We start from the raw sequence: 21,606 nt of genomic DNA, 5'->3' as shown, positions 1-21,606 counted from the left end.
GTGCTGGATAGCTCGCGAACAGGCATCGAGTACGTACGTTTGGTGGGCCATCAGGCTGATGGCCCACCAAACCGCCTCGAGCGGAATGTCGTTGTCGTTAGAGGCTCCGCCAGTTCAGGCCCCGAGTCCGACTGCGGGTAGGCAGGGTTCATTTCGATGAGTTGGCGTATCCCGTGTGGCATGATCGCGCGGCACCGCGAGTGGGTGGTCCTCGTTGGAGAGTGCGGCGAGGGCGGTGGCGACCTCGCCTAGGTCCGCCTGGACGTAGGTGGAGGTGGTGCCGATGTCGCTCTTTCCGGTGTGACCGGCGTATGCGCGGGCGACGGCGTAGCTGAAGTGGCGTTCGACCCAGGTGAGGGTGGTGTAGCGGAGCCAGTGGGTGCTGATCTCCTGGGTCGCGACCCATGGAAGGTGCTTGCCGATCCGTATCCACAGGTGGTCGTACCGGCGCCTGGTGATGGGGTTTCCGTTACGGTAGCGGAGGAGCTGTTCCTGCTGATCGGTGTGCCCTCGCTCGGTGTGGTGGGTGAGGAGCTGTTGCATCAGCGTTGGAGAGACCGGTTGCCAGCGGACGGTCTCGCCTTTCTCCCGGAGGAGGACGAGGCATTGGTCCGGGTCGAGGTCGGCGCGGCGGAGGGCGAGTGCGCCGCCGCGACGGCAGGCGGTTTCGATGTGGATGCGCAGGAGTAGCGAGTCGAGGTCGGGGTCGTTGCCGGTGGTGGCGGCGACTCTGATGATGTCGGTCAGCCGATCGGGTGGTAGCGCGCGGCGGGTGCTGGGGAGGCGCCTCGGTTTCGCGACTCGGATCGCGGGGTTGGCGGCTTCGGGGATGAGGCCGTCGGCGACCGCGTAGCTGTAGATGCAGCGGAGTGCGGTGATCAGGTGCTCGGCGGCGCCGCGTCCGCCGCGGGCGTTGCTGCGGACCACCGCGGACGCCTTGGTCCGCTCGGCGAGCTGTTTGATCTCCAACGCGGTGGGCTCGTCCAAGCGCCGGGTGCCCCACTCCTTCTCGATCCGTTTCCAGTAGGTGCTGTAGAGGCGGCGCGACGCTGGGGACACGGACAGCGCTACCTGACCGATGTAGTCGCTGAATGTCGGGATCTGGATCGCGGTGTGTCCGCCGGCCTGGACGAGTTGCTCGGGAGTGATTCCCAAGCGGGTAAGGAGGAGACGGGCTGCCTCCAGTTCGCCGTTCACGCGCCCGGCCCCTTCACTGCTCGCCCCGGAACGTCCGTGACCGGTGATAGGCCAGGAGCACGCTGTCGAGCACCGCTTCCGGGTAGAGCAGCAGGAGCCCTGAGCCGACCTGCGCCGTAGCCAGGAGTCGGTCGCCGGCGTGCACGTGGCACTGGTGCCGGATGGCGGCGGGGAGGTGTAGATACCGCCGGTCGGAGATGGTGATGGCGGAGTCGTCGTCGACCTCGACGACGATCGCACCGTGCGCAATCGTGATGGACAGCGGCGTGCGCGGGAGCCATCCGAGCGCCGCCAGCGGCGCACGGCTAGCAAGCCGGCCGGAGGCGCCGATAACGGTGACGGCGTACTGCGCTCCTGGCGGTACGAAGGCGGGCGGGGTCTGCGGCAGCGGCAGTCCTCCGCCATACGGTGCCACCGGCGCTTGGGGCGCGCGGAGCGCCGCCCTGACCAGGCTCGCGATTGACGGTGGGTGCGCCTCGCTGTCCGCGTGCTGACGTGCGCCGCGGGAGGGGTGTTCGGGCCAATTCGGCATAGGGAACTCCTAGCGGGCTCGACGTGGTCGGCGCTCCGAGCGAGTCCGTCGCCCGCGCCGCTACCGCGCATTCTTGGCCCGCGCGCGGCAGCGATCGGGTTAGCGACCTACAGTCGGCCGGCAGCCGGGTCAGCCTGCGCTGACGATTTCCGGCATCAGGGTGATGATCTGGCGGTATGTCGCGGCCGTGAGGTCTTCCGGCACCTCGGCATCGCGGGCCTGGACCAGGTCGTCGAGCAGGGTGCGTACCTCGGTGCGGTGTCCTGCCTGGTACGCGATCCGCATGGCATCGAGCCAGGGATGGTCCTCGGCGCGTTCCTGGTCGGCCTGCCAGGCGATGTCGACGGCCCATCGAGCACCGGCGAGGTCGCCGGTGCTGAGACACAACCCGACGTACTGGTGGACGGTGTCGACGATCGCGGAGGTCAAGTGGTGTGGCTGGATGTTGCTGTCCGGCAGCCACGCGTAGGGGATGCGATAGCGAGCCGCGTAGGCGAGATCGGCACCCGCCAACGGCTTTCCGCGGACGAGTTCGAGTGCCTTCCGGAGGTCGGTGATACCGTCCGAGCCGGTGAGTTCGGCGCGGGTCCGGAGGCGGCGGAACAGGTGCCAGTCGAGCAGGAAGCCGTCGTTGAGACGATAGGTGCGCTCGACGCTATTGTTCGGTGGGAGCCAGGGTTCGCCGTCGGGAGTTTCGCCCAGCCAGCGACGGGTCCGGCTCATCGCGACGCGGCGGCTGCGTGGGCTGACGATCGTTTCGGGCCAGAGCGCGGCGTCGAGTTGCTCGCCGGTGGCGCCGTGCCGGCCCCGTTGGGCGAGGTAGACGACGATCTCGCGGTGGAAGCGCAGACGTTCTTCGGGTGGCGGGCCGGCCGCGAGGACGTCGACGGGGCCGAGGATCGCGATGCGCAGCCGAGCGGTGGCCGGATCGTGCCAGGAGTCCAGGTCGGCGTCCAGCTCCGGATCGTCCTGCGAGCTGCGGCGACGATGCGATTCGACCCCAGCGGCGGGTACGCCGGCACGCACGGCTTCCTGCGGCGTAGTGGTCTGGGGGTGTGTCTCGTTCCGGGGTAGGAGATGCCCGTGCGCGTCGGTCCCTTCAGCCCATTCTTCCGTGGCGGGCGGTACCGGCTCGTCAGTCGGCGGGGTAGCTGAGGGCGAAGGGCTGGGCCGGTTGGTGCGCGCGGTGCGGAAGAACCGGGCGAGGTTGGCGAGTTGGTCGGCTGGCAGGCCGGTCGCGACGAGCCCGGTCGTGTCGAGCCAGTCCAGCGTGACGGTGCCGTTCACGTCGAGGTGCAGCCCGAACGGCGTACCCGTGCGTTGAGCCGCAGCGACCGCCTGCGCCCCGGTGACGGAGCTGGGGAGCCCGATCGCCTCCGCGCTGTCCGGTCCAGCGGCGAGGACGACGACCGGCGTCGGCGGATCCTCACCGGCGCCGGTCAGCCGGGCGGCGATACGAAGCGCTGCCGAGGCATGCGTGTCCTGGTTCTCCAACCGGTTCGCCGCCTGGACCGCAGCCATGCTCCGGATGCGGGACCCGGCGAGGGCGGTGAGATCGCGGACGTCCGTGGCGGGCAGTCCGGTCAGAATGATGTCGGTGTCGTCGCTCCAGGTGCTGGTCGCGAGTTCGGCGGCGAGATAGCGAAGCATGTCCGCGGCCCGTTGCGGGTCGCCGGTGATGGTGAGGGCGCCGAGGCGTTCGAGGTCGACGAGCAGGTGGTGGCCTTCAGGGTGGGAAGCGATGGTCACGAGCGTCGGCAGCAGCGCGGTATCGCTGTCGCCGTGTATGGGAAGGGCCGCGTCTGCGGCCAGGACCCAACGCCGTCCGCCGACGTCCGTGACGAACGGTGCGGGAGCTGCGGCGGCGGTCGGAGTGGTGAGAATGAGGTGGAGCCCATCCGGGCCGATCCAGACCGCGATGACGTCCGGTAGCTGATCGGTCGGCATGTCGCGCAAGAGGTGCGGCAGGGCGCGAAGCGCGTGGCCGAGACGTCCACATCGGCGGGTTGGGCTGCCGCGCGGACCACCGTCTCGGTGCGGGGCCGCGAGGGTGTCGCCAGCCGGTGATGGAGCCGACGGTGCTGAAGCTGACGGCTGCGCTGCCGCAGCAGACGGCGGGTCAGCAGCGCGGCCAGCAGTCCGGACGTGGCGAGCGTCGCGGTGATGGGCAGCGCCAGGTCGAGGGGGTCCGTGCCATCGGTCTCCTCGCCCGCTTGAACCGGCGGCGTGGGACTGCTCCCGGAAGGCTCGCCCGGTGTGAGCGAGACGTGCGGGTCCGGGCGCTCCGGACGCGGTGCGAGCGGCGACGATTCCACAGGCGGCCGTGGCACGGTGAGGAAAGAGCCGCGGGCATGGGCGCGTGGCCCGAGGTCGTGTGCCTCGGTGGGGAGGTTGAGGGTCCAGCCGGGTGCGATGATGTCGGGGAAGTCGGGGTCGTCGGCGTATTGGGGGTTGAGGTCGGCGATCTCGAGGTAGCGGTCTGCGGCACCGAGCGTGCGGGCGGAGATGTGCCACATCCAGTCGCCCTCGGCCACCCGATACCGCGGTGCGGCAGCAGCCTGCGGCGTAGCCGGACGCTCTGGGTTCACCGTGCCGAGTCGGGCGGCGGGCTGTGCCTCCGGGACGGCGTCGATGTGGCTGACCGCGGCGGGTGGGGAGGCGAAAGCGATGCTTCCGCCGACACCCGCAGCCGCGGTCCCCGCCAGGCCGGCCGCGAGCGTGCGCAGCGGGCCGGGCAGCCGCGGTCGCGGTAGCTGGATCCCGGCGGTGACGGCGAGGATTTCGGCGGTGGTGACGTAGAGCAGGGTCGCGGCCAGGACCAGCCACAGCAGCGCCAGGATGACGGCCGCGCCGGTCACGATGAGCGATATCGGCGCCTGGCCTGTTTCGGTGAGCAGTTTCTCCAGGTCGGCGGAGGTCGGCAGATACGGACCCCACCACCGGTACGTCAGCACGGCGATCGCGGGCGGCCCGCCGACGAACGCGATCACCCCGAGCAGCGACCAGACGAACCGCGCAGCACGCCCGACCCGAGCGCGTACTGACGGCCGGGGCTTCCGCGCCGGTGCCGGTTCCCAGACGGAGTCGAGTCGGGTGATGTGGCGGTCGGTGTCGCGGTTGCCGGTGTTCTCGTGCTCGGACACGGCACTCCTCCGGCCAGGGATGCAGAACAGTGGGCGGTGGCGACCGCCGAACGACCGTCATACCGCTGCGTCCACGCGGGCGGCCACCCGATAACCACGGATCTTTCACCATGCGCATATGCGAGATCACTACATGTTGAATGGTGCTGCCTCGTCCACCCACGTGCGGCAGACTTCCGCACATGCCGGCCCTCACCGCGCACCTCTGCATCGACTACGGCACCGCCACCACCACCGCACTACTGTCCACCCCGGATGGACGACGGCTACCCGTCGTCATCGACGGCACCACCACCATCCCCAGCGGCGTCTGGTTCGACAGCTCCGCTAACACACTGCTCACCGGCGCCGCCGCCGTTAGCGCCGCTCGGGTACGCCCCGATGCGTGGATCGCCACGCCACTTAGGCACCTCGGCGGCGATCCCATCCCAGTAGCGGACACCGCGCTGGACCCGACCGATGCGGTCGCCGCGGTGCTCCGCACCGTCGCCGCGCACGCGTCCGCGCTCGCCGGCGTGCCGATCGGCGGGCTGACGCTCATCGTGCCGTGCTGGTGGGGACCGCACCGCCGCCACCAGCTCCGGCTCGCCGCCGGCAAAGCCGGCCTGCCCGAGCCAAGGCTGATCGCTGACGCTGTCGCCATCGCCACTCACTGGGCCGTTTGGTCGGCTACACCCGTTGCCACCGGTACATGCGTTCTCGTGATCAACGCGGGCGCGAGCGGGCTCACCCTCGCTGTCGCCCAGCACAACGACGACGGCGTCCACCTCCTCGCCCACCACACCATCCCGCGCTCAGACGCCGCCCACATCGACGCCATGCTGATCGACCTCGCGGTGTCGCACGCCGGAGAGCGGCTGAAGGAGTGGCTGGCCGCGCCGGAACGCGCCGTCGAACGGCATCACCTGCTCGATGCGGTCCGCACGGCGAAGGAGAGCCTCGGTCAGCACGCGGCTCGCGCCGCGATCGTGCTGCCCGACCCGTACCCACCGGTGGTCCTGGACCAGGACGCGCTCAGCGTGGCGACCGCCGAACTGCGAAAGCAACTGCCAGAAGCAGCGGCACGGGTACTCGAAGCGGCCGACACCCGGCGCGAAGACCTCGTGGCCCAGCTCCTGACCGGCGGCCACGCTAACCTGCCCGGCCTCGCCGACACGGCCCGCGAAACGACCGGGCTTCCGCTCATCCCGATCAGCCGACCGGACGTGACCGTCGACGGAGCCATGCACATCGCAGCGCCAAAGATCGTTGATGCCCCGGCCTCAGTCGCACCGGATGCGCCCGCACCGCAGGTCAGATACCGGATGCGTAGCCTCGCCGCGCCGCTGCTGCTCGCGTTCACCGCGCTCGTCCTGCTCACCCACACCCTGACGACCGCCTGGACGCGAGACAACGGAGGCGTTCCTTACGCCGCGTTTGTTGAGCTCCCACGCCTGGGCATCAGCGGCCTACTGATCGCGCTCGCCGGCTGGAGCAACGGCACGACCATCGCCTACCTGCTCCACGCGGCCGCGACCACACCCGCCGAACTCGCCGCCAGCACCCGCATCACCCGCCGCGCCCTACTCGCCGCCGCCGCGGTAACCCTCGCCCTCGCCGCCGCGTTCGGCGTCGCCGCCAGCGCCCACTTCAACCTTTACCAGGACACGTTCCCCCGCTGGCCCGTCCTGTTCGCCCTCCCCGTCGTCGTCCTCACCGCGACCGCGGGCCTGCTCATCACCCGCATCCCACCCACGGAGATCCCCACCTGGGTCCGCGACGCCCGCACACCCATCACCGCCACACTCGTCGCCGCCCTCGGCGTCGCCATCCTTGGCATCGGCATAGCTCTTGCGATCGTGAACAGCCGTACCGCCCGCCTCGTCACCGCCAGCGGACTCGCCATCGCCTTCGGCGTCCTCTACACCTTCCGTACCAGGGACTACTACATCTGGGCCTTCACCACCATCTTCATGTGGTGGGCCGTCACCGCCTTTGTTCACACCGTTCGAGCAGCCTCGCCTCCGATCGATGCACGGATACGGCAGATGTTCGGATAGATGGACCGACCACGATTCGAGCGCGGTGCCCACTGCGCGCGGTCGCAACCCTGATCAAGGACTCGAAGCAGTTCGTCTCCGTTGGCGACGACACGGTCGCCGAACTCGGCGGCACACCCGTGCCCCGGCCGGTTCGGCCGCGAGGACCTGGAGGCCGTCGCCGTGCTGATGGCGGCCGGCGAGCTTCGGCCGTACATCACCCGCGTGTACGCCTTCGCCCAGGTCGACGACGTCGAGACCGGCCAAGCCACCGGCAAACTCACCACCGCGATCCCGGCCTGACGACCGCCGAGGTCGTGGGGTGGCCCGATCCCGAATTGGGCCGCTCGGTTCGCTGAGCAGATTCAAGGCCCGCGCCGGCGGCTTGCTGACCGCTCTTGCCGCCAGTGGCGGCGTGGTTGTATCACGCACATCCCACCGCAGCTCTCAGCTCTGTACGAATCGGACCCGGAAGCTTTACTACCTGACGCGGGGAGGCTGTCTGCCAACGACGCTACGCCTGCCATCGTGACGTTAAAGCCGTGTTCCTGTTGGAATTCGTTGTGTCGTAATGGCGGCTGAGTCGACTCGGTGCAGCCGATCTCGTATCGGCAGCCGGCAGTCCAGATTCTATTAATCGGCAGCGCGAGGTGCGCCCATGGTTGATTCTATCTATGTCGACTTGGCTGGGTCTGATGAGTCAAGAATTGATGCCAAAATTCGCAAATGGTGAATACTTGTGACTGTGTTGTGACGCGTATGTGACAGTTGTGACGATCGCATCAAAGGCAATGATATCCCACGTGAGTGAATTTGACACAGATTGTACTTGCGGCTGCTTTGCCTGTTGGTGTTTGGTTGGCAACTATCGTTATATTGGCGCTTCAGATACCTTATTTAGTGTTTATTGAACTTCGCACGATATCAACTTTTGTTGAGAATAAGTCTAATGGGTCTATGCTTGCGGTTTTTGGTATCGCATTACTTGCTTCTTATGACTACGCTATTGCGGCACCGGTGCTTGCAAGGATGCATCATAGTGTGGCGCATGGAGTTGCAGAGATGTGTGCTCTAGTCTTTCTGGCATTGTACGGAATTGGCGGATTGGCCTTTACGTTTCACTACAGCATTTCGGGCGTGGTCCAGTTTGGACGGAGCACTCTCCTAATGTTCCCGAAGGTCGTGTATGGGCGAGATAAGATTGCGGTCACGCGCTGGTGGATTAAAATATTCAACGCCACTGGCCTTATTCTCCTAACGGTCTTCTCTCTTCTCAATGTTTGGATTTTTCTTTTTACGAGTGTGTTGGGCAGGATGCATCAGTATGCAGTGCTTGCTTACATGGTTGGCTTGGGTGTTGTTACAATTGCTTTTAGGTCATTGTGGAAAGTGGTTCTGCGGTATCCAACAAGGCTAAGCCTGATAGCCGGCCTGAATCGGATTATTGCTCGAAATGCGCAGTCGGCGGAATTTCGTCGCGCGCGTTCGGAGAGGAGTCACGACCCGCTTGGCTGGGCGCGGTCCGACCTTATTCGGATCTCTCGTATTCTTGATGTGCTGGCCGCTCGTGATGATCGCCGGGTGGGTGGCTCGGCGAACAATCCGACATCCGCAATATATCGAGCCATGGCGCATGATGTCCGCCAATACTGTGGATCTCCTGGTTCTGCTGCTGACTCCACTGTGCCGGCACGCCTAATCACGAAACTTCGAGACGTTGAGGGGTGGATTATTGCCGGCAACGCCGGTCAGCAAAAGCAATTGATCAGAAAGCTGGATGTATTCTTGGCGGACGGTACTCCTCGAGTTCCTCCAAATGGGCGGCTGATGAGCGTGGGAGTGACTACGGCTTTTCGTTTCTTTGACGTATTTCTTGAGTGGGTTCAAAAGCGATGGCAGGCCATCGCCGTCGTTCTTGCTGTGATTGCTTTCCTCTTTGGTGTTCTAGATCTACAGACACTTCTTGGAATAGCGACTTGAGCAAAGAGGGGGCGCGGGGCCGTCAGGCGAGGGCGAGTACCGGTGGCACCATGAACGTCCGCCCTCCGCCCGCAGCTGCGGGCGGAGGGCGGACGTGCGCCTGCACCGTCTGCGTCCGGTCACCGCCGTCGTCGTTCATCAGCACGATCCCGCTCGGCCGCAGCTGCACGTGGAGCGCCGCCACAATCGCGTGCTCCCCGGCCCTGCTCCGGTCACGCGGATCCATCGTTCAACCCAGGCGGGCGATGCTGAGACCGGCCGCTACCTGTGCGGACTGCCCTGACGCGTCGTACGGCGCACGCGGGTAGGGAATGTTCGCGCCGGGCGCGGCTGCTCGGATTGCCGCATTCGCCGTGTGCGGATCCGCCTTGACCTGCGCCACCGTCCACGTCGACATCTTGTCGTGATTCAACGGATGCAGTAAGCAATAGGATGGGTCAAGCGCCGTGCTGCTTAGAAAGGTGCAGTTCCGGGTCGGGATCGTTAGCCGTGCTACACCATCTTGGGCTCACCCTTGATCCATGCGTACTGCCGATAGTTGAAGCAGTATTGACTGATTTACATGATCGCCGTATCGCGATTTCGCCATACGCAAAGGGCGCTGGAGGTCGTAGCCAATATCCCTCCGCTTTGGAGAATTGAGACGCCACGTGGATCGGCAAGACAATCCAGTATGGATGCGGGTTGCATGTCGATCCACAGTCGAACGGTGCGATCGCTGCTACCGGATGCAATGATGTCTCGATCGCCGAGTCGTCCGACCGTGACCGATGCAACTGGACCGGTATGGCCGACCAGGGGCGTAGCGACCAAGTTGCCATCGGCATCCCATACTCGCACCTTGCCATCGCCGCCGCCCGACACGATGATGTCGGACCCCTCTAATCGACCAACCGCTACTGCGTACACCGGGCTGGCGATCGACTTACTAATCGAAGACCCAGCAGAATCCCAGATACGCACCTCGCCGCTGCTCTCATCGTTGTCAGAGAGGGCATGGAAGGCGCTGCTGGAGACAATGACATCGCGATCGCCGATTCGGCCGAGAGTTACCGCGGAGATTTCGCCACTGTGGCCAATAAGCGGCTCGCCTATTGGGCGCCCTGCGGCATCCCATAGATGCACCCTGCCATTCCGATCTCCGCAGACGATGACGTCGCGTTCGCTGAACCGTCCAATTGCCACCGCGGTCACACCTGCGGTGTCTTCGGGGAAAAGTTCGTAGATGAGTTCGCCGTCAGCGTCCCAGACGCGAACGTCTGCGTCACGGCCGCCGCCACCGCAAGAGACGATGACCTCCTGGCCTGCAAGGTCTCCAACGGCTACATCCCATACTGCATAGCCGTGGCCAGTAAAGGGCTTACCAATCGGCTGGCCAGCCGTGTCCCACAGTCGTACGGTGGCGTCGCCGAATCCGCCGGATGCTATGACCTCTCGACCACCGAGCCGACCGACCGCTGCCGAACCCACCTCGCCAATGTGCCCGATGAAGGGTTCACCGATTGGTCGACCAGTGGTGTCCCACAGCCGAACCACCGGATCGTCGAAGCCGCATCCCGAGACAATGACGTCTCGGTTTCCGAGTCGTCCAATTGCCACTGCGGTCACTTCCTCGGTGTGACCAGTTAGAGGATCACCAATCGGATGGCCAGTAGCGTCCCATAGCCGAACCGAGTGGTCGCTACTGCCGGAGGCGATAACATCTCGGTCTCCTAGCCGTCCAACTGCCACTGCCCACACGCTTTCTGTATGGCCGACGAAGGGCTGGCCGATCAGGCCACCTGCCGAGTCCCACATCCGCAGTTCGCCGTCGTAACCGCCAGAGACGATGACGTCTCGGTTGTTGAGTCGACCGACCGTCACTGCGGCGACTGCACCAGTGTGGCCGGTAACAGGTTCACCGATCTGGCGGCCGGTAGCGTCCCACCGTTGTATGACGCCTTCCCGGTCCTGGTACTCTCGATGGTTGCCCCTGCTGCCGCCAGAAACAATGACGCCTCGGTCGCCAAGACGACCGACTGCTACTGCACTTAACTGACCAGCAGTAATGATAGGTAAACCGATTGGGCGACCGTTGATGTCCCAAATCCGGATCGTGCCCTCGCCGCCCCCGGAAACGATCACATCGTGGTCACCGAGACGGCCGACAGCCACCGCGACCACCTGACCGGTGTGGCCGACGAGAGCCTCACTGATTGGATGTCCGGCGACGTCCCACAACTGCACAGCATTGCCACCGCAGGAGACGATCACATCGCGGCTGCCAAATCGACCGACTGCCACCGCCTCCACACCACCGCTGTGATTGGCGAATGCTTCGCCGATAGGGTGGCCGGTTGAGTCCCACATTCGGACCTGGCCGGCGTGGTCGCCGGATATGATGACCTCTCGGTTACCCAGTCGGCCGACAGCCACCGCGCTTACCGGGGCGCTATGGCCGGTGAGCCGTTGGTGTGGTGATCCGGAGCTATGAGCCCACGAGACGGCGTGACTCGGCGTAAGGGCGTTGAAGCGTCGGAGCAGTCCGTGTAGACCGAGGTGTGCTGCCGTCAGTGCTAGTAACCTTGCGCGGCGTTGTGGGGAAAGTAGTCTGGCACCGTGCGCGGCTTGCCGTAGGAGCAGGGCAATCGACAAGTCGTCGCCGTGTGCTTGGTGCGGCAGCAGCGGCATGAGTCGGTCGATGTCCGCAGCACACAAGAACGTTTCATCGTGTAGGAGCCGTGACAGCTGCGCACCTGCGTAGGCATGGTCGGCGGCGTGCATACGTGCATAGGCATCAACGGAGAGCCATGTGTCGCCGTCACCGGGTCGCAGGGTTTCCAGCAGCTTCTTCTCATCGGAGCGTTTTCGTCCGCGGGCGGCGATGAGTTCGTCAATGAGAGCCTGGTGGAATAGGCGGCTGGTTCGTCCGTTGTCGCCGGTGTTGGTATGCAGCAGGTAACTAGCTGCTGCGGTCAGGCGAAGTGTGTCGATGTCGATCTGGTTAGTCGGGTAGCCAAGGACCGTTGCGAACCGCGCCCACCGGTCGTCGTCTATCCCATCACCGCGACCGTAAGCCAACGCGGTTAGCCGACCTCGCATCAGCGACTGCTGGTCCACCGGCAGCCCGTCGAGGTACTTGGTGATGGCCTCACCGACCGTAGCGGGAATTTGCGTCTGAGCGAACCCCGGCCTGGTCGGGTCTACGACCCGATCGGCACTGCTGAGCTGACTGGCAGAAAGTGCACCGACCAGATAGTTTCTTCCGGCGCGATCGGCAATTATGTCGGCCAGCCGTGCGGTCAATACTTCGTCGCTCCGGTATCCCGCCCATGCCCCGTCACTTGGCGCGGGGTGAGGCGAGGCGTGCTGAATCAGAACGGCTGCGACGAACGCGACGAACCCTTCGCGATCGAAGTACTCGTCGCTGTCCAGATCAACTAGGTTCCGCGCGTGAGCGCTATGCACGCCTAGACTGGGTAACACTGCGCCGACGCCGTAGCGAGCACCGGTCGATAGCGCTCGCGTGGCGACCGCCACCCGCGCCCGAGGTAGCCGTGCGACTTCCATGAGCAGGTCAACTATCTGCCGTCGGTCCGACAGAGTGTCAACTTCGTCCAAGGCGTCTACCGCCACCACCAATTCCGGTCCGTCGTTATGCAGTGTCCTCATCAGGGCATCCGCGTCATCGATCGATCCGATGCCCGCCGCCTTGCCAAGTGCGTCTACGACGTCGCCGTAGGTGATGCCGCGCGCATGTATGCACACCCCGTTGCTGACTGGGCTATCCCACATAGTCAGTACGGCGCGAGCCAGTACCGCTGACTTGCCGGCACCAGGTTGGCCGGTCACTACCAGCGGTTGTCCTGGTGAAACGGTCTGCTTCACCCACTCTACAATTGCAGATACCGCGGCGGATCTGCCCCGAAACAGATCAGCGTCTGCGATCCCTCCGCGGTGACCGCGGGAGCGGCGAATGAAGTGCATCTCCGCTCCAACGCCAGTCCATGCCCAACGTGTACCAATGGGGTTGCTTGACCTGGTGGGCAGCGCGGGACGTCGGCTGGAATCCAGTCGATCGCGTGCAGTCATCCAAGCCGCACGTTGCCCCTCCGATAGCCCGCAACCACTCAAGAACGCCTCTACTGACTCCGGCCGCGGGATCGCCTTTCCAGCCAGCAAGTTGTAGACCGTGTTTCGGTGTATTGAAAGCCCGCGTTGTTTGCAGCGCGCAACAACGCCGTCCGGCAGAACGCCTTGAGACTTCATCAAGGCATGTAACGCGGCGCCGAACTGCGCCATCGTCATGATGGCGTCCGGATCCGGTGGTTGCGGGGCCGGAGCCTTTCTCGCGTTCGGCATTAGTACTCCGCCCTGGTCAAATCCGATGGTGCATGGCTTGCCCAGTCTAGAACCCGTCGAGGATCTTCGTCTCGTCCCTCGATGTCCAGCCAGTCCAAATTGACCTGTCTATGGACCGATGGACGCCAACCGTGTAGCCGTCGTCAACTATCACCGCACCGACGAAAGGTGTCACCCATGATCACATCGTTAAACCGAGGGCTCTGGCTCGCCTGCTGCGTCCTACTTGGTGGTCTTGTGTCCGTCATCGGTGGCCTCTTGGACTATGCGAGCGGTCGCGAGATTACCCAATCAATCATCACCGGTGCCGCTGCCTTTGCCGCTACGCTCACCCTCGCCATTCTCGTGCTGAGCTTCTACCGGCAGACCGATAAGTCCTAACTAGTCCGGCTTTGTTGGTGCCTATGGTCGCTGCGCAACATGTACCGGCGGCCATAGGTAGGCGCCTTGAGTGGAGTCTTGTCCGTAACGCTCTCGACATCCACATGTCCGCGCGCGTGAAACTGCTGTAGCACCCCGGTCATCGTCAGCGTATCGTCGCGAATAGTCACCCTTGTTCTGGAATAATGGCTGCTCGTACGGGAGGTTTCGAGATGCGCGCAGAGGGTGATGTGCCCGACCTGACCACCGGCCAGCGGATCAAGCTTTACCGCGAACGCGCGGGCAAGAGCCGTCCGGTGCTGGCCGGGTTGGTCGGCAAGAGCAGTGAGTGGGTCAAGGCCGTTGAGACCGGCCGGATTCTCGCCCCGCGGCTGTCGATGCTGGGCCAGATCGCCCGCGTTCTCCGGGTGGACGTGCAGGACCTACTCGACGGTCCCGAGGACAACGTCGTCATCACCGCCGGATCCGGGCACCCGGCGCTCGCCGAGGTCCGCGCGGTGCTCAACCGCCTTCCGCTGGCGAGCCGTGAGCCGCAGTCGCTTGATCACATCGCCTCGCGGCTCGCGCTTGCGTGGGACGCACGGCATCGAAGCCCTGAACACCGTACGGTCATCGGCGCTCTGCTCCCCGCCCTGATCAGTGACGCCCAGGTCGCGGCCCGGGCATACCGCGGCGAGGACGGCCGGCGTGCGCTGGCGCTGCTTTCCGACGTGTTCGGGCTCGCACAGATGTTCCTCGCCTATCAACCGGCCGCGGACCTGCTCTGGCGTGTCGTGGACCGGGCGCTGCTGGCCGCCCAGGAGTCAGAGGACCCGATCGCGCTCGGCCAGGCGGTGTGGTTCGCCATGGAGGCTCACCGCGACTCCGGCGACTGGGACACCGCGATGACGATCGGCGAAGACGCCATTCACTCGCTGAGCTCCCACCTCGACGACGGCGGCGACGCGCTGGCCGGGGTGTACGGCGCGCTCCAGGCCGGGTGCGCCTTCACTGCCGCCCGCGCCGGCGACGACGGCCGCGCCTGGCGGTACTGGGACGCCGCCGACGCCGTCGCGCAACGCCTTCCCGCGACGTACTACCAGCGGGTGACGAGCTTCAGCCAGCCGGTCATGGTTGCGCACGCGGTGACCCTGGAGGTGGAGCTCAAGCGCGGCGGCCGAGCGCTGCGCGCGGCGTCGGGACCGGCGACCGCGCCGATCCCCTCACGGCCGCGCCAGGCGCGGCACCTGATCGAGGTCGCCCGTGGGCACTACCTGCGCAAGGACCACGCGGCCATGCTCGGCACCCTCCACGACGCACACGCGAGCGCACCGGAGACCATCCGGTTCAACGTCTATGCGCGGCAGATGGCTACCGCGGCGATGTCCGGTCCGCCGTCGATGCGGCGCCAAGCACGCGAGATCGCGGCGAAGGTCGGCCTCGTGGGATAAGGGGTAGGAACCGTACCCCTCGGCACCTCCGAAGGCTCTTACGTTCTGTGTAGGCAATCACGCCGGATGCGTAATCGCCTGGCACGGCAGCGACCCATTCGCGAAGTCGTCAATGAAGTCGCCCCGATCGTGACTTCCGCGCTGCCGTGCTGACCAGAGGTACGGCAGTCCTGCACATGCGGGGCTGCCGCACCCTCAGAACCACGTGCAGTCGCCGGTGATGGATAGCCGACGCCGTGCGTCGTCGGCTTCCGGAGGCGTTGATGGATGCTTGTCACGAGTTCTGCCAATCGTTCTGCCCTGCCGCGGCAAGCGCCGATAAGCGGCTCGGTGCCGGTGCCTTCTCCGGGGTGTCTTGATGGGCGGCCGGGTGCTTCAGAGAGGGGCGGTACTCCAGCTCGCGGTCAACGACTACAAGTTCGGCACGCTCGACCCGCTGCATCTGCGGATCGTTCAGGTCGTCCGAGTTCATAACCTGGATGACGGGCGGTGGATCGAGGTGGCCGCCGTCATGCTCGACGCCGAGGGAGCAACCATAAGGCCACGCCCGTACACATTGGTGCGCGCCGAGGCGATCCACAGGTCACAGCCCAGCACGAAGGCAGCCGCATGCTGACCAATGCCGAGGGCCAGGAAGCCAGCAGGGCACTACACACCGCGGTCGCCGCCGCCCACAGCGCAGAGGTTGCTCATCAAGCCGGCCTTCCGTGCCATCCAGGTTGCGCTGGTGACGGGTGTCCCATACCGCAGGGTCTCCGATCCGGCGCCCTGCTGGCAGCAAGCCTGACCATCGATACGCACGCGGCCGGCCTTCCCTGCGATGGGCAGTGCGGCGGCGACGATGACTGCGATCGTCTGGACGAGGCTCTCGCTCTCATGGTGGCCGAGCAGGAGTGGTACCGCCTCGTCGAGCCGTGAGCCACCGGATGCCGTCCTACCGCGCTCGCCGCGCGCGGCATCGTCGTCCTCGAACTCCCGCTCCCGCCCTTCGCGAGCGGACCAGGCAAGCCGCTACTCCCTGCTCGCCACTCGGAAATCGATCTAAACGGCCTGCCCACCGGTGTGCCGCCGCCCCGGCCCTCCCGAGCTGCGCGACGGCGCACTACCAACCCACGCCCAGAAGCCCAAGGAGACCATCGACATGGCCCACACTGACAGCACCGTCCTGCCTTCGCCCGACATCGAGAGGAACGATGACCGACTGCACATCACCCCTGCACCGTCAGGCGGACTGGCGCTACGGACCTCCACCGAGCCGGCCAGCCAGGCGCTCGTCATCTCCGAGGTGGCCTTCCGCGCGTTCGTCCACGACATCCTGAAGAGCACAGCCGACGAGCTGCTCACCCACCCGGACTGGTGCCTGCGGACCGAGAGCCCGGGAGGCCGCCACCGGTCGAGAGAGCTCTGGGCGTCCCTTCCGGGCGAGGAGACCTGTACCCGCTTCTGGACCATCCAGGACCCGGGCGACGCCGCCCCAACTCTGCTGTTCGCGGTCGAGGAGGAGGACTACGACCGCAAGACCCTCCGCCTGAATAGCGAACAGGCCGTCCGTCTCGCCGAGGCCGCAGACCACCTCGACCGTACGGCCGTCGGCGCGACCGGTGTTCTCGCCGACGACGAGCACCCGTATTGGTGCACCGGCGTCGAGGAAGTGAACGAGCCGCACCGCTCCGAGCGGCTCGCCATCAGCGCCGACGACGACCTCCAGGGCATCTGGATGTACCTCGGATGCACCAGGTCCACCGGCGAGCTGCTTCCCGCCACCACGTCCGCCTGGCTGGAGATCCGCGAGGACAGCCACTCCAACATCTGGATCCTCGCCCCGCACCAACTGCCGCTCATCCGGTACGCGGTCACCGAGGCGCTGCAATGGCAAGGTCGTGCGACGGCAACCGATCGCCAGCTCATGAGTTGAGGCTGGTGGCTTTCTGCCGGACGAAGCCCCGGCGACCGGCCCGCTCCCCGGGGAGGAGTCAGGAGCGGGCCGGTCCGCGTTCCAGCACGAAAGGAGCGCAAGTGTTCCGAGCGGACGGCGCTCAGCCGGTGGCCTCGGCGAGCGAGTACCTGCTGCTTCGACTCCCGTAGGACTGCGCAGATCAACCTAATCGATTAAGGTGTTCGATTGTCGGTGTGCCACCCGATCGAGTTAGGGGATCGACCTCGCGCGGCGCGCTCCGGTCACCGGTACAGGGACCTGCTGGTTCGGTGATGGCGCGGTTCGTGTCGTCGGGCCGCGAGCAACGGGAACCAACGGCCCGACACTGTCCAGCTGCGCCGCGATTGCAGCAGGTGACCCTGACAGCCGACGACCATCGTGCCGCGGGGCGGTGCTTGGATCGGCGAGTTCACCGAGGAGATCGACCAGAGTCAGCACGGTGTCGTCCAGGGAGGTCGCCGGCTCCCACCTCTTCTCCGTCAGGTGAAGCAGGCCGGTGCTGCTCCGGCTCAGTACCGTGAACACCGCCAGGATCCGGCCGTTGGTCAGCTCGCGCTCGAGTGCTTGACGCGTACCCGCCGCAAGATCTGCCAGCGCGGCAGCGATCGAGGGATGGTGCCGTGGCGCTCGCCGCTGCGTTCGGAACGGTGGATTGGAAAGAACGGTCACGGCGTCAGAGACCGAAGCCCGCAACGCGTACCCCGTATCCGGCTTCGGACCCAGATCGTTAGCGATCTTCGCGCTCTTCCTCCACATCTCCTGGACGACGAATGGTGCTGTAGCCTCGGCGGCGCGAAGTCCGAGCTTGCACGCGTCGGAGATCCCGCAGATCGTCGCGTTCTCCAAGTTCCGGTACAAGCCTGCGGCAACGGCACCCATCACGGCAGCCACATCGTCGAGACCGTGAACCCTGTGGATGGACACCGTTGCCGAGTCGGCTACGTCGAGCTTCCGCAGGCCGGACGGCGGAGCGAAGGCGGCCATCTCGCTGAAGTGCGTCTCCAGAGCAGGGTCTGCCAGCACCCGCATCGCCCGGACCTCATCGCCATGGAGCGCACGCAGATCCCGATGCCGACGCATACCGCGTTGCAGCCACTTACGGATCTGTCGGTCCGCCCCGCACATCGCCGCTGCCACCGCCGCCAGATCGCCGAGCGCGCCAGCCCTGCCGGCCCCGTCACGTAATGCCTCGCCAGCAGGGCTGCGCACCGCTCCACCGGGATTGACATGACTGGCGATCACATCGCCGCCGGCCCGCAGCGCCCGACCGGCTCTGTCGAGTTCCGCAGCCACGGTGCCCTCCGCCCGTGCCGCCAGCGGCGCCGCCCGCCGCTTTTGCAAAACCATCGACGGTACGGCGCGCAGCAGCCGATCGGCGTCCTCGGGCCCCACGAGGTTCACCGCGATCAGGAGGCGAATGTCCGTCGCCGTTGCCGGGGCCGGCCTCGGAGAGTCTGGCGACGGATTCACCAGATGCCGCAGGCGATCCAGGTCGGCGTAGAGCGCCCGGCGTGCATGCAGAGCGGCCACCGCGGCAGGGTGATCGGCCGGGCGGTTCTTTCGCGCCGCCTCGGCCGCCGCATGCACGGACTCCTCCGCGAGGTCGAGCCAGCGGCCGTAGGTCACAGCGGCTCTGCCAGGCTGCGAAGGTTCGCCGCGGCCTTCCTGAGGGACCTGCGCCGTTCGTCCGAGGTGCCTGGCTCGCCACTCAGGAAGTCCAGGCCGTCCGCCGCCGCCAGGGCGAGTTCCCGGCCGGCGACGACCAGGTCCGGGTCATCGGCCCGGCCGGTGACCATCAGCGCGTACCGCTGCTGGTCCGGGAAGAGCATCCCGACGAGAATGCTCGCGCTCACCCCGAGCCGATCCCAGGCCAGCCCTTCCGGCGTGCCCTGCGAACCGCTCGTCCACCCATGTTCCAGCAACGCCAGCGCCAGCGGCACCGCCTCGGCTACCGTCTCCAGATCCCGCAACGCCGCATGGATCCGCCGGATCGCCTCCGGGAACTCGTCGTAGACGATCTCATCCGCACCGGACATGACAACCTCCTCAAAGCCCGGACGCGGACGACACGTCCGCGCCGAGCAGGTCGAGAATCGACGGGACCGGCACCCGATAACGGCGACCGATCCGCAGCAGATGCACCGGGAACTCACCCGACTTCGCCAGCTGATAGGACTTCGACCGGCCGATCCCGAAGATCGCCCCGGCCGTCGCCACGTCCGTGGTCGAGCCCAGCTCCCGGACCGCGTCGATCGTCCACACCCTGCGAGGCCGCGCCGTCTCGTCCGCGCCTGCCGTAGCCGTAGTCATACGTCTCTCCGCTCCTGCCAACGGCAGTTGCTGTGGACAGCGAACTGCCTGTGGATAACGCGAAAGACGCTTCCGTCCCGGTGTTAGCGGCGCCGCTACGTCGGATTTCGACAGCCCGAACCGAGGCGAAGCACGGCGGGGTCTTACCGGCGGCGGCGCGGCTTGTTTCCGGCCTGCGCCCGAGGCGCTTCGGCCGCGATCCGGCGCAGAACTTTCCGTCCGTAGTCGTGGGTGCCGAACTGGCGGTCGAGCGCCGCGCCGGAGAGCTTGTCGCCCGCCGCGAGCCGTTCGCGCGCGAACGTCTCCATCTGCGTCCCGACAGCGACCGGGCTCTTCTTCTCGGCCGGGGTCGGGGCTGGGGCTGACGGCGGGGGCAGCGTTGCGACTACCGGTGGTTTCGGTGTGTCGGCAGGCTCGTGCCAGGTGAGCACGAGCTGCCCGTTGGGCTGCGGAGGCTTGGGCGGTGCCGCGATGGCAGCAGCATTAGCGGTTTCGGCAGCCACGCTGATCCTCGGAGGGATCGAAGGCTTGTTTGCCCTCTCGGGGATCTGCGCACCTCGACGGATGGCCTTCCGCGCCGCGCGTACCGTCCCGAAGGCCTTGACAGCCGTGAAAGCGGCCTGCCATGCGGAGCGCGTGGTGGTGTGACCGTCCCGGAGCGCGATCAGCCAGGCCAGATGCGTCATGCCGCGGAAGTGGAGCCACCGGGCCGCGCCGAAACGGGGCCGGACGGCCGTGAGCCGGCCTTCTGCGCGCATCGCCTGGCGGTGTTTGAAGATCGACCAGAGTTCCCAGAGGACGACGCCGGTCATCGACATCAGCCCGTACGAGACTGCCTCCCCGGTCGGGGCGAACCCCGGCCCGGCGGCGTGCCAGTAGTTCATCACCGCGGCGCCGGCCGCGAACGCCCACGTCGCCGCTCGGAATAGCACCCCACCATCACCTGCGGCCCGTGACAGCCAGTCGAGGCGGGCGACGTACGCGGTCGACAGCTCGAACCCGGCCGCGAACACCACCGCGCCCGCGGTCGACCAGCCCATCACCTGAGTCGCGAACTGGATCTGGCCCGCCCACGCCACCGCCATTGGAAACAGGATCGGCAGCACGAACAACGCCCGCTCCGCCGCCCGCGGCATCCGCGCCCACACCGCCCGACGGCGCACCCGCCGTCGCTCAGTACGGTCCCGCCGTTCCTTGTCGCGGATCTGGCGTTCCCGGCGGGCAGCTGCGCGACGCTCCTGCCGCAGTTCGATTGTCAGCCGGGCGGTCTTCGCTCGCCGTTCCAACTCCGCGTCCGCGTCGATCCGCCGCTGCTCCGCGCGGACGACCCGTCCGGACGCTCGCGCGCTGAGCGCGTGCGCGCCGTTCTGTCCTGCGACCGGATCGGGCTGCTCCGCCTCCGGGGTGTGCGCGGTGATGTCCATCGACCTTCTCCGACCTCGGCGCTCAGCTCCACTGGCGCGGGCCAGCGTTCACCGCCGTGGTTAGCAGCTCGGCTGCGCGGCCTGCCGCCATCGGAGTCCTGACATCGAAGACCTGGCGTGCATCAGGCGCCGGGTGCCGCGTCGTCCTGTTGGCTCCGTTTCTGCTTCAGCCGGAGGACCGTCTGCAACGACACCGGCCGTCCGAGCCGCTCACTGAGCGCCGTCGCGATGTTCCGGTTCTTCAACGTGCCGCCCACGTCGTCGTTGAGCACGGACTCGAGGTCGGCGACCGTGGGTGCGCGGCCCGGTGTGCGGCCGCCAGTCCGTGAACGCTCGGGGAACGCCCATGCGACCGCGTGACGGCGTTTCCAGCGATAGGTGCTGCCGTTCCGGGCTGCCGTGATCTCGTCCGGGTACGGCAGAAGTCCGTCGCGGTGTTCCTGCCAGTCGTTGAGGGAGTGCCTGACGTAGCTGCGGAACGTTCCCGCTGTAACCCCGCGCAGCGCCGCGAACTCCGCGACCCCGATGAGCCCGTCAGGATCAGCGTCCGACGTCGGCGCGGTGACGGTGGCGGACCGGGAAGCGCGATACGCGTCGAGGTCTACGAGCGCGAACCAGTCGCGCCGGTCGTCACGGTCGGGAAGCGGAGCGGGAAATCCCGTCGTCGGGCGTTGTGCTGGCGAGGAGAAGATGCGCACGGTGCTGAGCGCCAGCCCCAGGTACTCCGCGGCGCCGACGCGGTCGACGGCCTGCTGTCCGCTGACGGTCCTGATCTCCACTGCTGTCCTGGCCTGCTGGTAGATGCGGCGGCCGGGGACACGCGCTGCCGAAGCAGCGCCGGCAAGCCCCGGCCGCCATCCAGAAATCCGCCGTGAGCAGCACCCACCGCAGAAGAACGTCACTCTAGCGCGCTC

19 protein-coding genes are annotated in these 21,606 nt (G+C 66.5%); 7 read left to right on the top strand and 12 right to left on the bottom strand.

The window, feature by feature from the left end:
• Positions 1–114: 114 nt before the first annotated feature.
• From ACIA8K_RS29865 to ACIA8K_RS29850, 4 genes are all read right to left on the bottom strand, one after another.
• Complete coding sequence (locus ACIA8K_RS29865) at positions 115–1,197, bottom strand: tyrosine-type recombinase/integrase (RefSeq protein ID WP_396065193.1); 1,083 nt, start codon at positions 1,195–1,197, stop codon at positions 115–117.
• A gap of 13 nt (positions 1,198–1,210) precedes the next feature.
• Complete coding sequence (locus ACIA8K_RS29860) at positions 1,211–1,729, bottom strand: hypothetical protein (RefSeq protein ID WP_396065191.1); 519 nt, start codon at positions 1,727–1,729, stop codon at positions 1,211–1,213.
• A gap of 129 nt (positions 1,730–1,858) precedes the next feature.
• A complete protein-coding gene (locus tag ACIA8K_RS29855; protein ID WP_396065189.1) occupies positions 1,859–3,478 on the bottom strand; it encodes a hypothetical protein in 1,620 nt (539 codons plus the stop codon).
• The gene (locus tag ACIA8K_RS29850; RefSeq protein WP_396065187.1) at positions 3,475–4,872 is read right to left on the bottom strand and encodes a LysM peptidoglycan-binding domain-containing protein; all 1,398 of its coding nucleotides are present in this window, start codon (positions 4,870–4,872) and stop codon (positions 3,475–3,477) included. Before ACIA8K_RS29850 ends, ACIA8K_RS29855 begins: the two co-directional genes overlap by 4 nt.
• A 182-nt stretch (positions 4,873–5,054) precedes the next feature.
• Here ACIA8K_RS29850 and ACIA8K_RS29845 point away from each other — a divergent pair, with 182 nt between their 5' ends.
• From ACIA8K_RS29845 to ACIA8K_RS29835, 3 genes are all read left to right on the top strand, one after another.
• On the top strand, positions 5,055–6,911 hold the full coding sequence (locus tag ACIA8K_RS29845; protein ID WP_396065185.1) for an Hsp70 family protein: 1,857 nt from the start codon (positions 5,055–5,057) through the stop codon (positions 6,909–6,911).
• Positions 6,912–6,992: 81 nt separating this feature from the next.
• A complete protein-coding gene (locus ACIA8K_RS29840) occupies positions 6,993–7,193 on the top strand; it encodes a hypothetical protein (RefSeq protein ID WP_396065183.1) in 201 nt (66 codons plus the stop codon).
• A gap of 504 nt (positions 7,194–7,697) precedes the next feature.
• The gene (locus tag ACIA8K_RS29835) at positions 7,698–8,870 is read left to right on the top strand and encodes a hypothetical protein (RefSeq protein ID WP_396065181.1); all 1,173 of its coding nucleotides are present in this window, start codon (positions 7,698–7,700) and stop codon (positions 8,868–8,870) included.
• A gap of 22 nt (positions 8,871–8,892) precedes the next feature.
• Here ACIA8K_RS29835 and ACIA8K_RS29830 read toward each other — a convergent pair whose 3' ends face one another.
• The 3 genes from ACIA8K_RS29830 to ACIA8K_RS29820 all read right to left on the bottom strand — a co-directional run bounded on the left by ACIA8K_RS29830 (position 8,893) and on the right by ACIA8K_RS29820 (position 12,836).
• On the bottom strand, positions 8,893–9,096 hold the full coding sequence (locus ACIA8K_RS29830) for a hypothetical protein (protein WP_396065179.1): 204 nt from the start codon (positions 9,094–9,096) through the stop codon (positions 8,893–8,895).
• Between the two features lie 3 nt (positions 9,097–9,099).
• On the bottom strand, positions 9,100–9,267 hold the full coding sequence (locus ACIA8K_RS29825) for a hypothetical protein (RefSeq protein WP_396065177.1): 168 nt from the start codon (positions 9,265–9,267) through the stop codon (positions 9,100–9,102).
• Positions 9,268–9,428: 161 nt separating this feature from the next.
• Positions 9,429–12,836 (bottom strand): hypothetical protein, encoded by a 3,408-nt coding sequence (locus tag ACIA8K_RS29820; RefSeq protein ID WP_396065440.1) that lies wholly within the window; start codon positions 12,834–12,836, stop codon positions 9,429–9,431.
• Positions 12,837–13,388: 552 nt separating this feature from the next.
• On the opposite strand from ACIA8K_RS29820, the gene ACIA8K_RS29815 reads away from it, so the two are divergent.
• The 4 genes from ACIA8K_RS29815 to ACIA8K_RS29800 all read left to right on the top strand — a co-directional run bounded on the left by ACIA8K_RS29815 (position 13,389) and on the right by ACIA8K_RS29800 (position 16,937).
• Positions 13,389–13,592: a hypothetical protein gene (locus ACIA8K_RS29815; protein ID WP_396065175.1), complete on the top strand. Its 204-nt coding sequence runs from the start codon at positions 13,389–13,391 to the stop codon at positions 13,590–13,592.
• Positions 13,593–13,804: 212 nt separating this feature from the next.
• On the top strand, positions 13,805–15,022 hold the full coding sequence (locus ACIA8K_RS29810; protein ID WP_396065173.1) for a helix-turn-helix domain-containing protein: 1,218 nt from the start codon (positions 13,805–13,807) through the stop codon (positions 15,020–15,022).
• Positions 15,023–15,380: 358 nt separating this feature from the next.
• Positions 15,381–15,638, top strand: coding sequence for a hypothetical protein (locus ACIA8K_RS29805; protein ID WP_396065171.1), 258 nt, complete (start codon positions 15,381–15,383; stop codon positions 15,636–15,638).
• A gap of 525 nt (positions 15,639–16,163) precedes the next feature.
• Positions 16,164–16,937 (top strand): hypothetical protein, encoded by a 774-nt coding sequence (locus tag ACIA8K_RS29800; RefSeq protein ID WP_396065169.1) that lies wholly within the window; start codon positions 16,164–16,166, stop codon positions 16,935–16,937.
• A gap of 231 nt (positions 16,938–17,168) precedes the next feature.
• Here the strand turns inward: ACIA8K_RS29800 and ACIA8K_RS29795 are convergent, their stop codons facing one another.
• The 5 genes from ACIA8K_RS29795 to ACIA8K_RS29775 form a co-directional block, all read right to left on the bottom strand.
• Positions 17,169–18,584, bottom strand: a complete 1,416-nt coding sequence (locus tag ACIA8K_RS29795) for a hypothetical protein (protein WP_396065167.1) — start codon at positions 18,582–18,584, stop codon at positions 17,169–17,171.
• The gene (locus ACIA8K_RS29790; RefSeq protein WP_396065165.1) at positions 18,581–18,994 is read right to left on the bottom strand and encodes a hypothetical protein; all 414 of its coding nucleotides are present in this window, start codon (positions 18,992–18,994) and stop codon (positions 18,581–18,583) included. Before ACIA8K_RS29790 ends, ACIA8K_RS29795 begins: the two co-directional genes overlap by 4 nt.
• A 10-nt stretch (positions 18,995–19,004) precedes the next feature.
• Positions 19,005–19,268: a DNA-binding protein gene (locus ACIA8K_RS29785; RefSeq protein WP_396065163.1), complete on the bottom strand. Its 264-nt coding sequence runs from the start codon at positions 19,266–19,268 to the stop codon at positions 19,005–19,007.
• A gap of 143 nt (positions 19,269–19,411) precedes the next feature.
• On the bottom strand, positions 19,412–20,692 hold the full coding sequence (locus ACIA8K_RS29780) for a hypothetical protein (RefSeq protein WP_396065161.1): 1,281 nt from the start codon (positions 20,690–20,692) through the stop codon (positions 19,412–19,414).
• A gap of 122 nt (positions 20,693–20,814) precedes the next feature.
• Complete coding sequence (locus ACIA8K_RS29775; RefSeq protein ID WP_396065159.1) at positions 20,815–21,471, bottom strand: hypothetical protein; 657 nt, start codon at positions 21,469–21,471, stop codon at positions 20,815–20,817.
• Positions 21,472–21,606: the final 135 nt, after the last annotated feature.

It is taken from the genome of Catenuloplanes sp. NPDC051500 (assembly GCF_044454585.1).
GTDB lineage: Bacteria > Actinomycetota > Actinomycetes > Mycobacteriales > Micromonosporaceae > Catenuloplanes.
The sequence above is the reverse complement of the archived record's forward strand: the minus strand, read 5'-3'. Positions and strand labels throughout refer to the sequence as shown.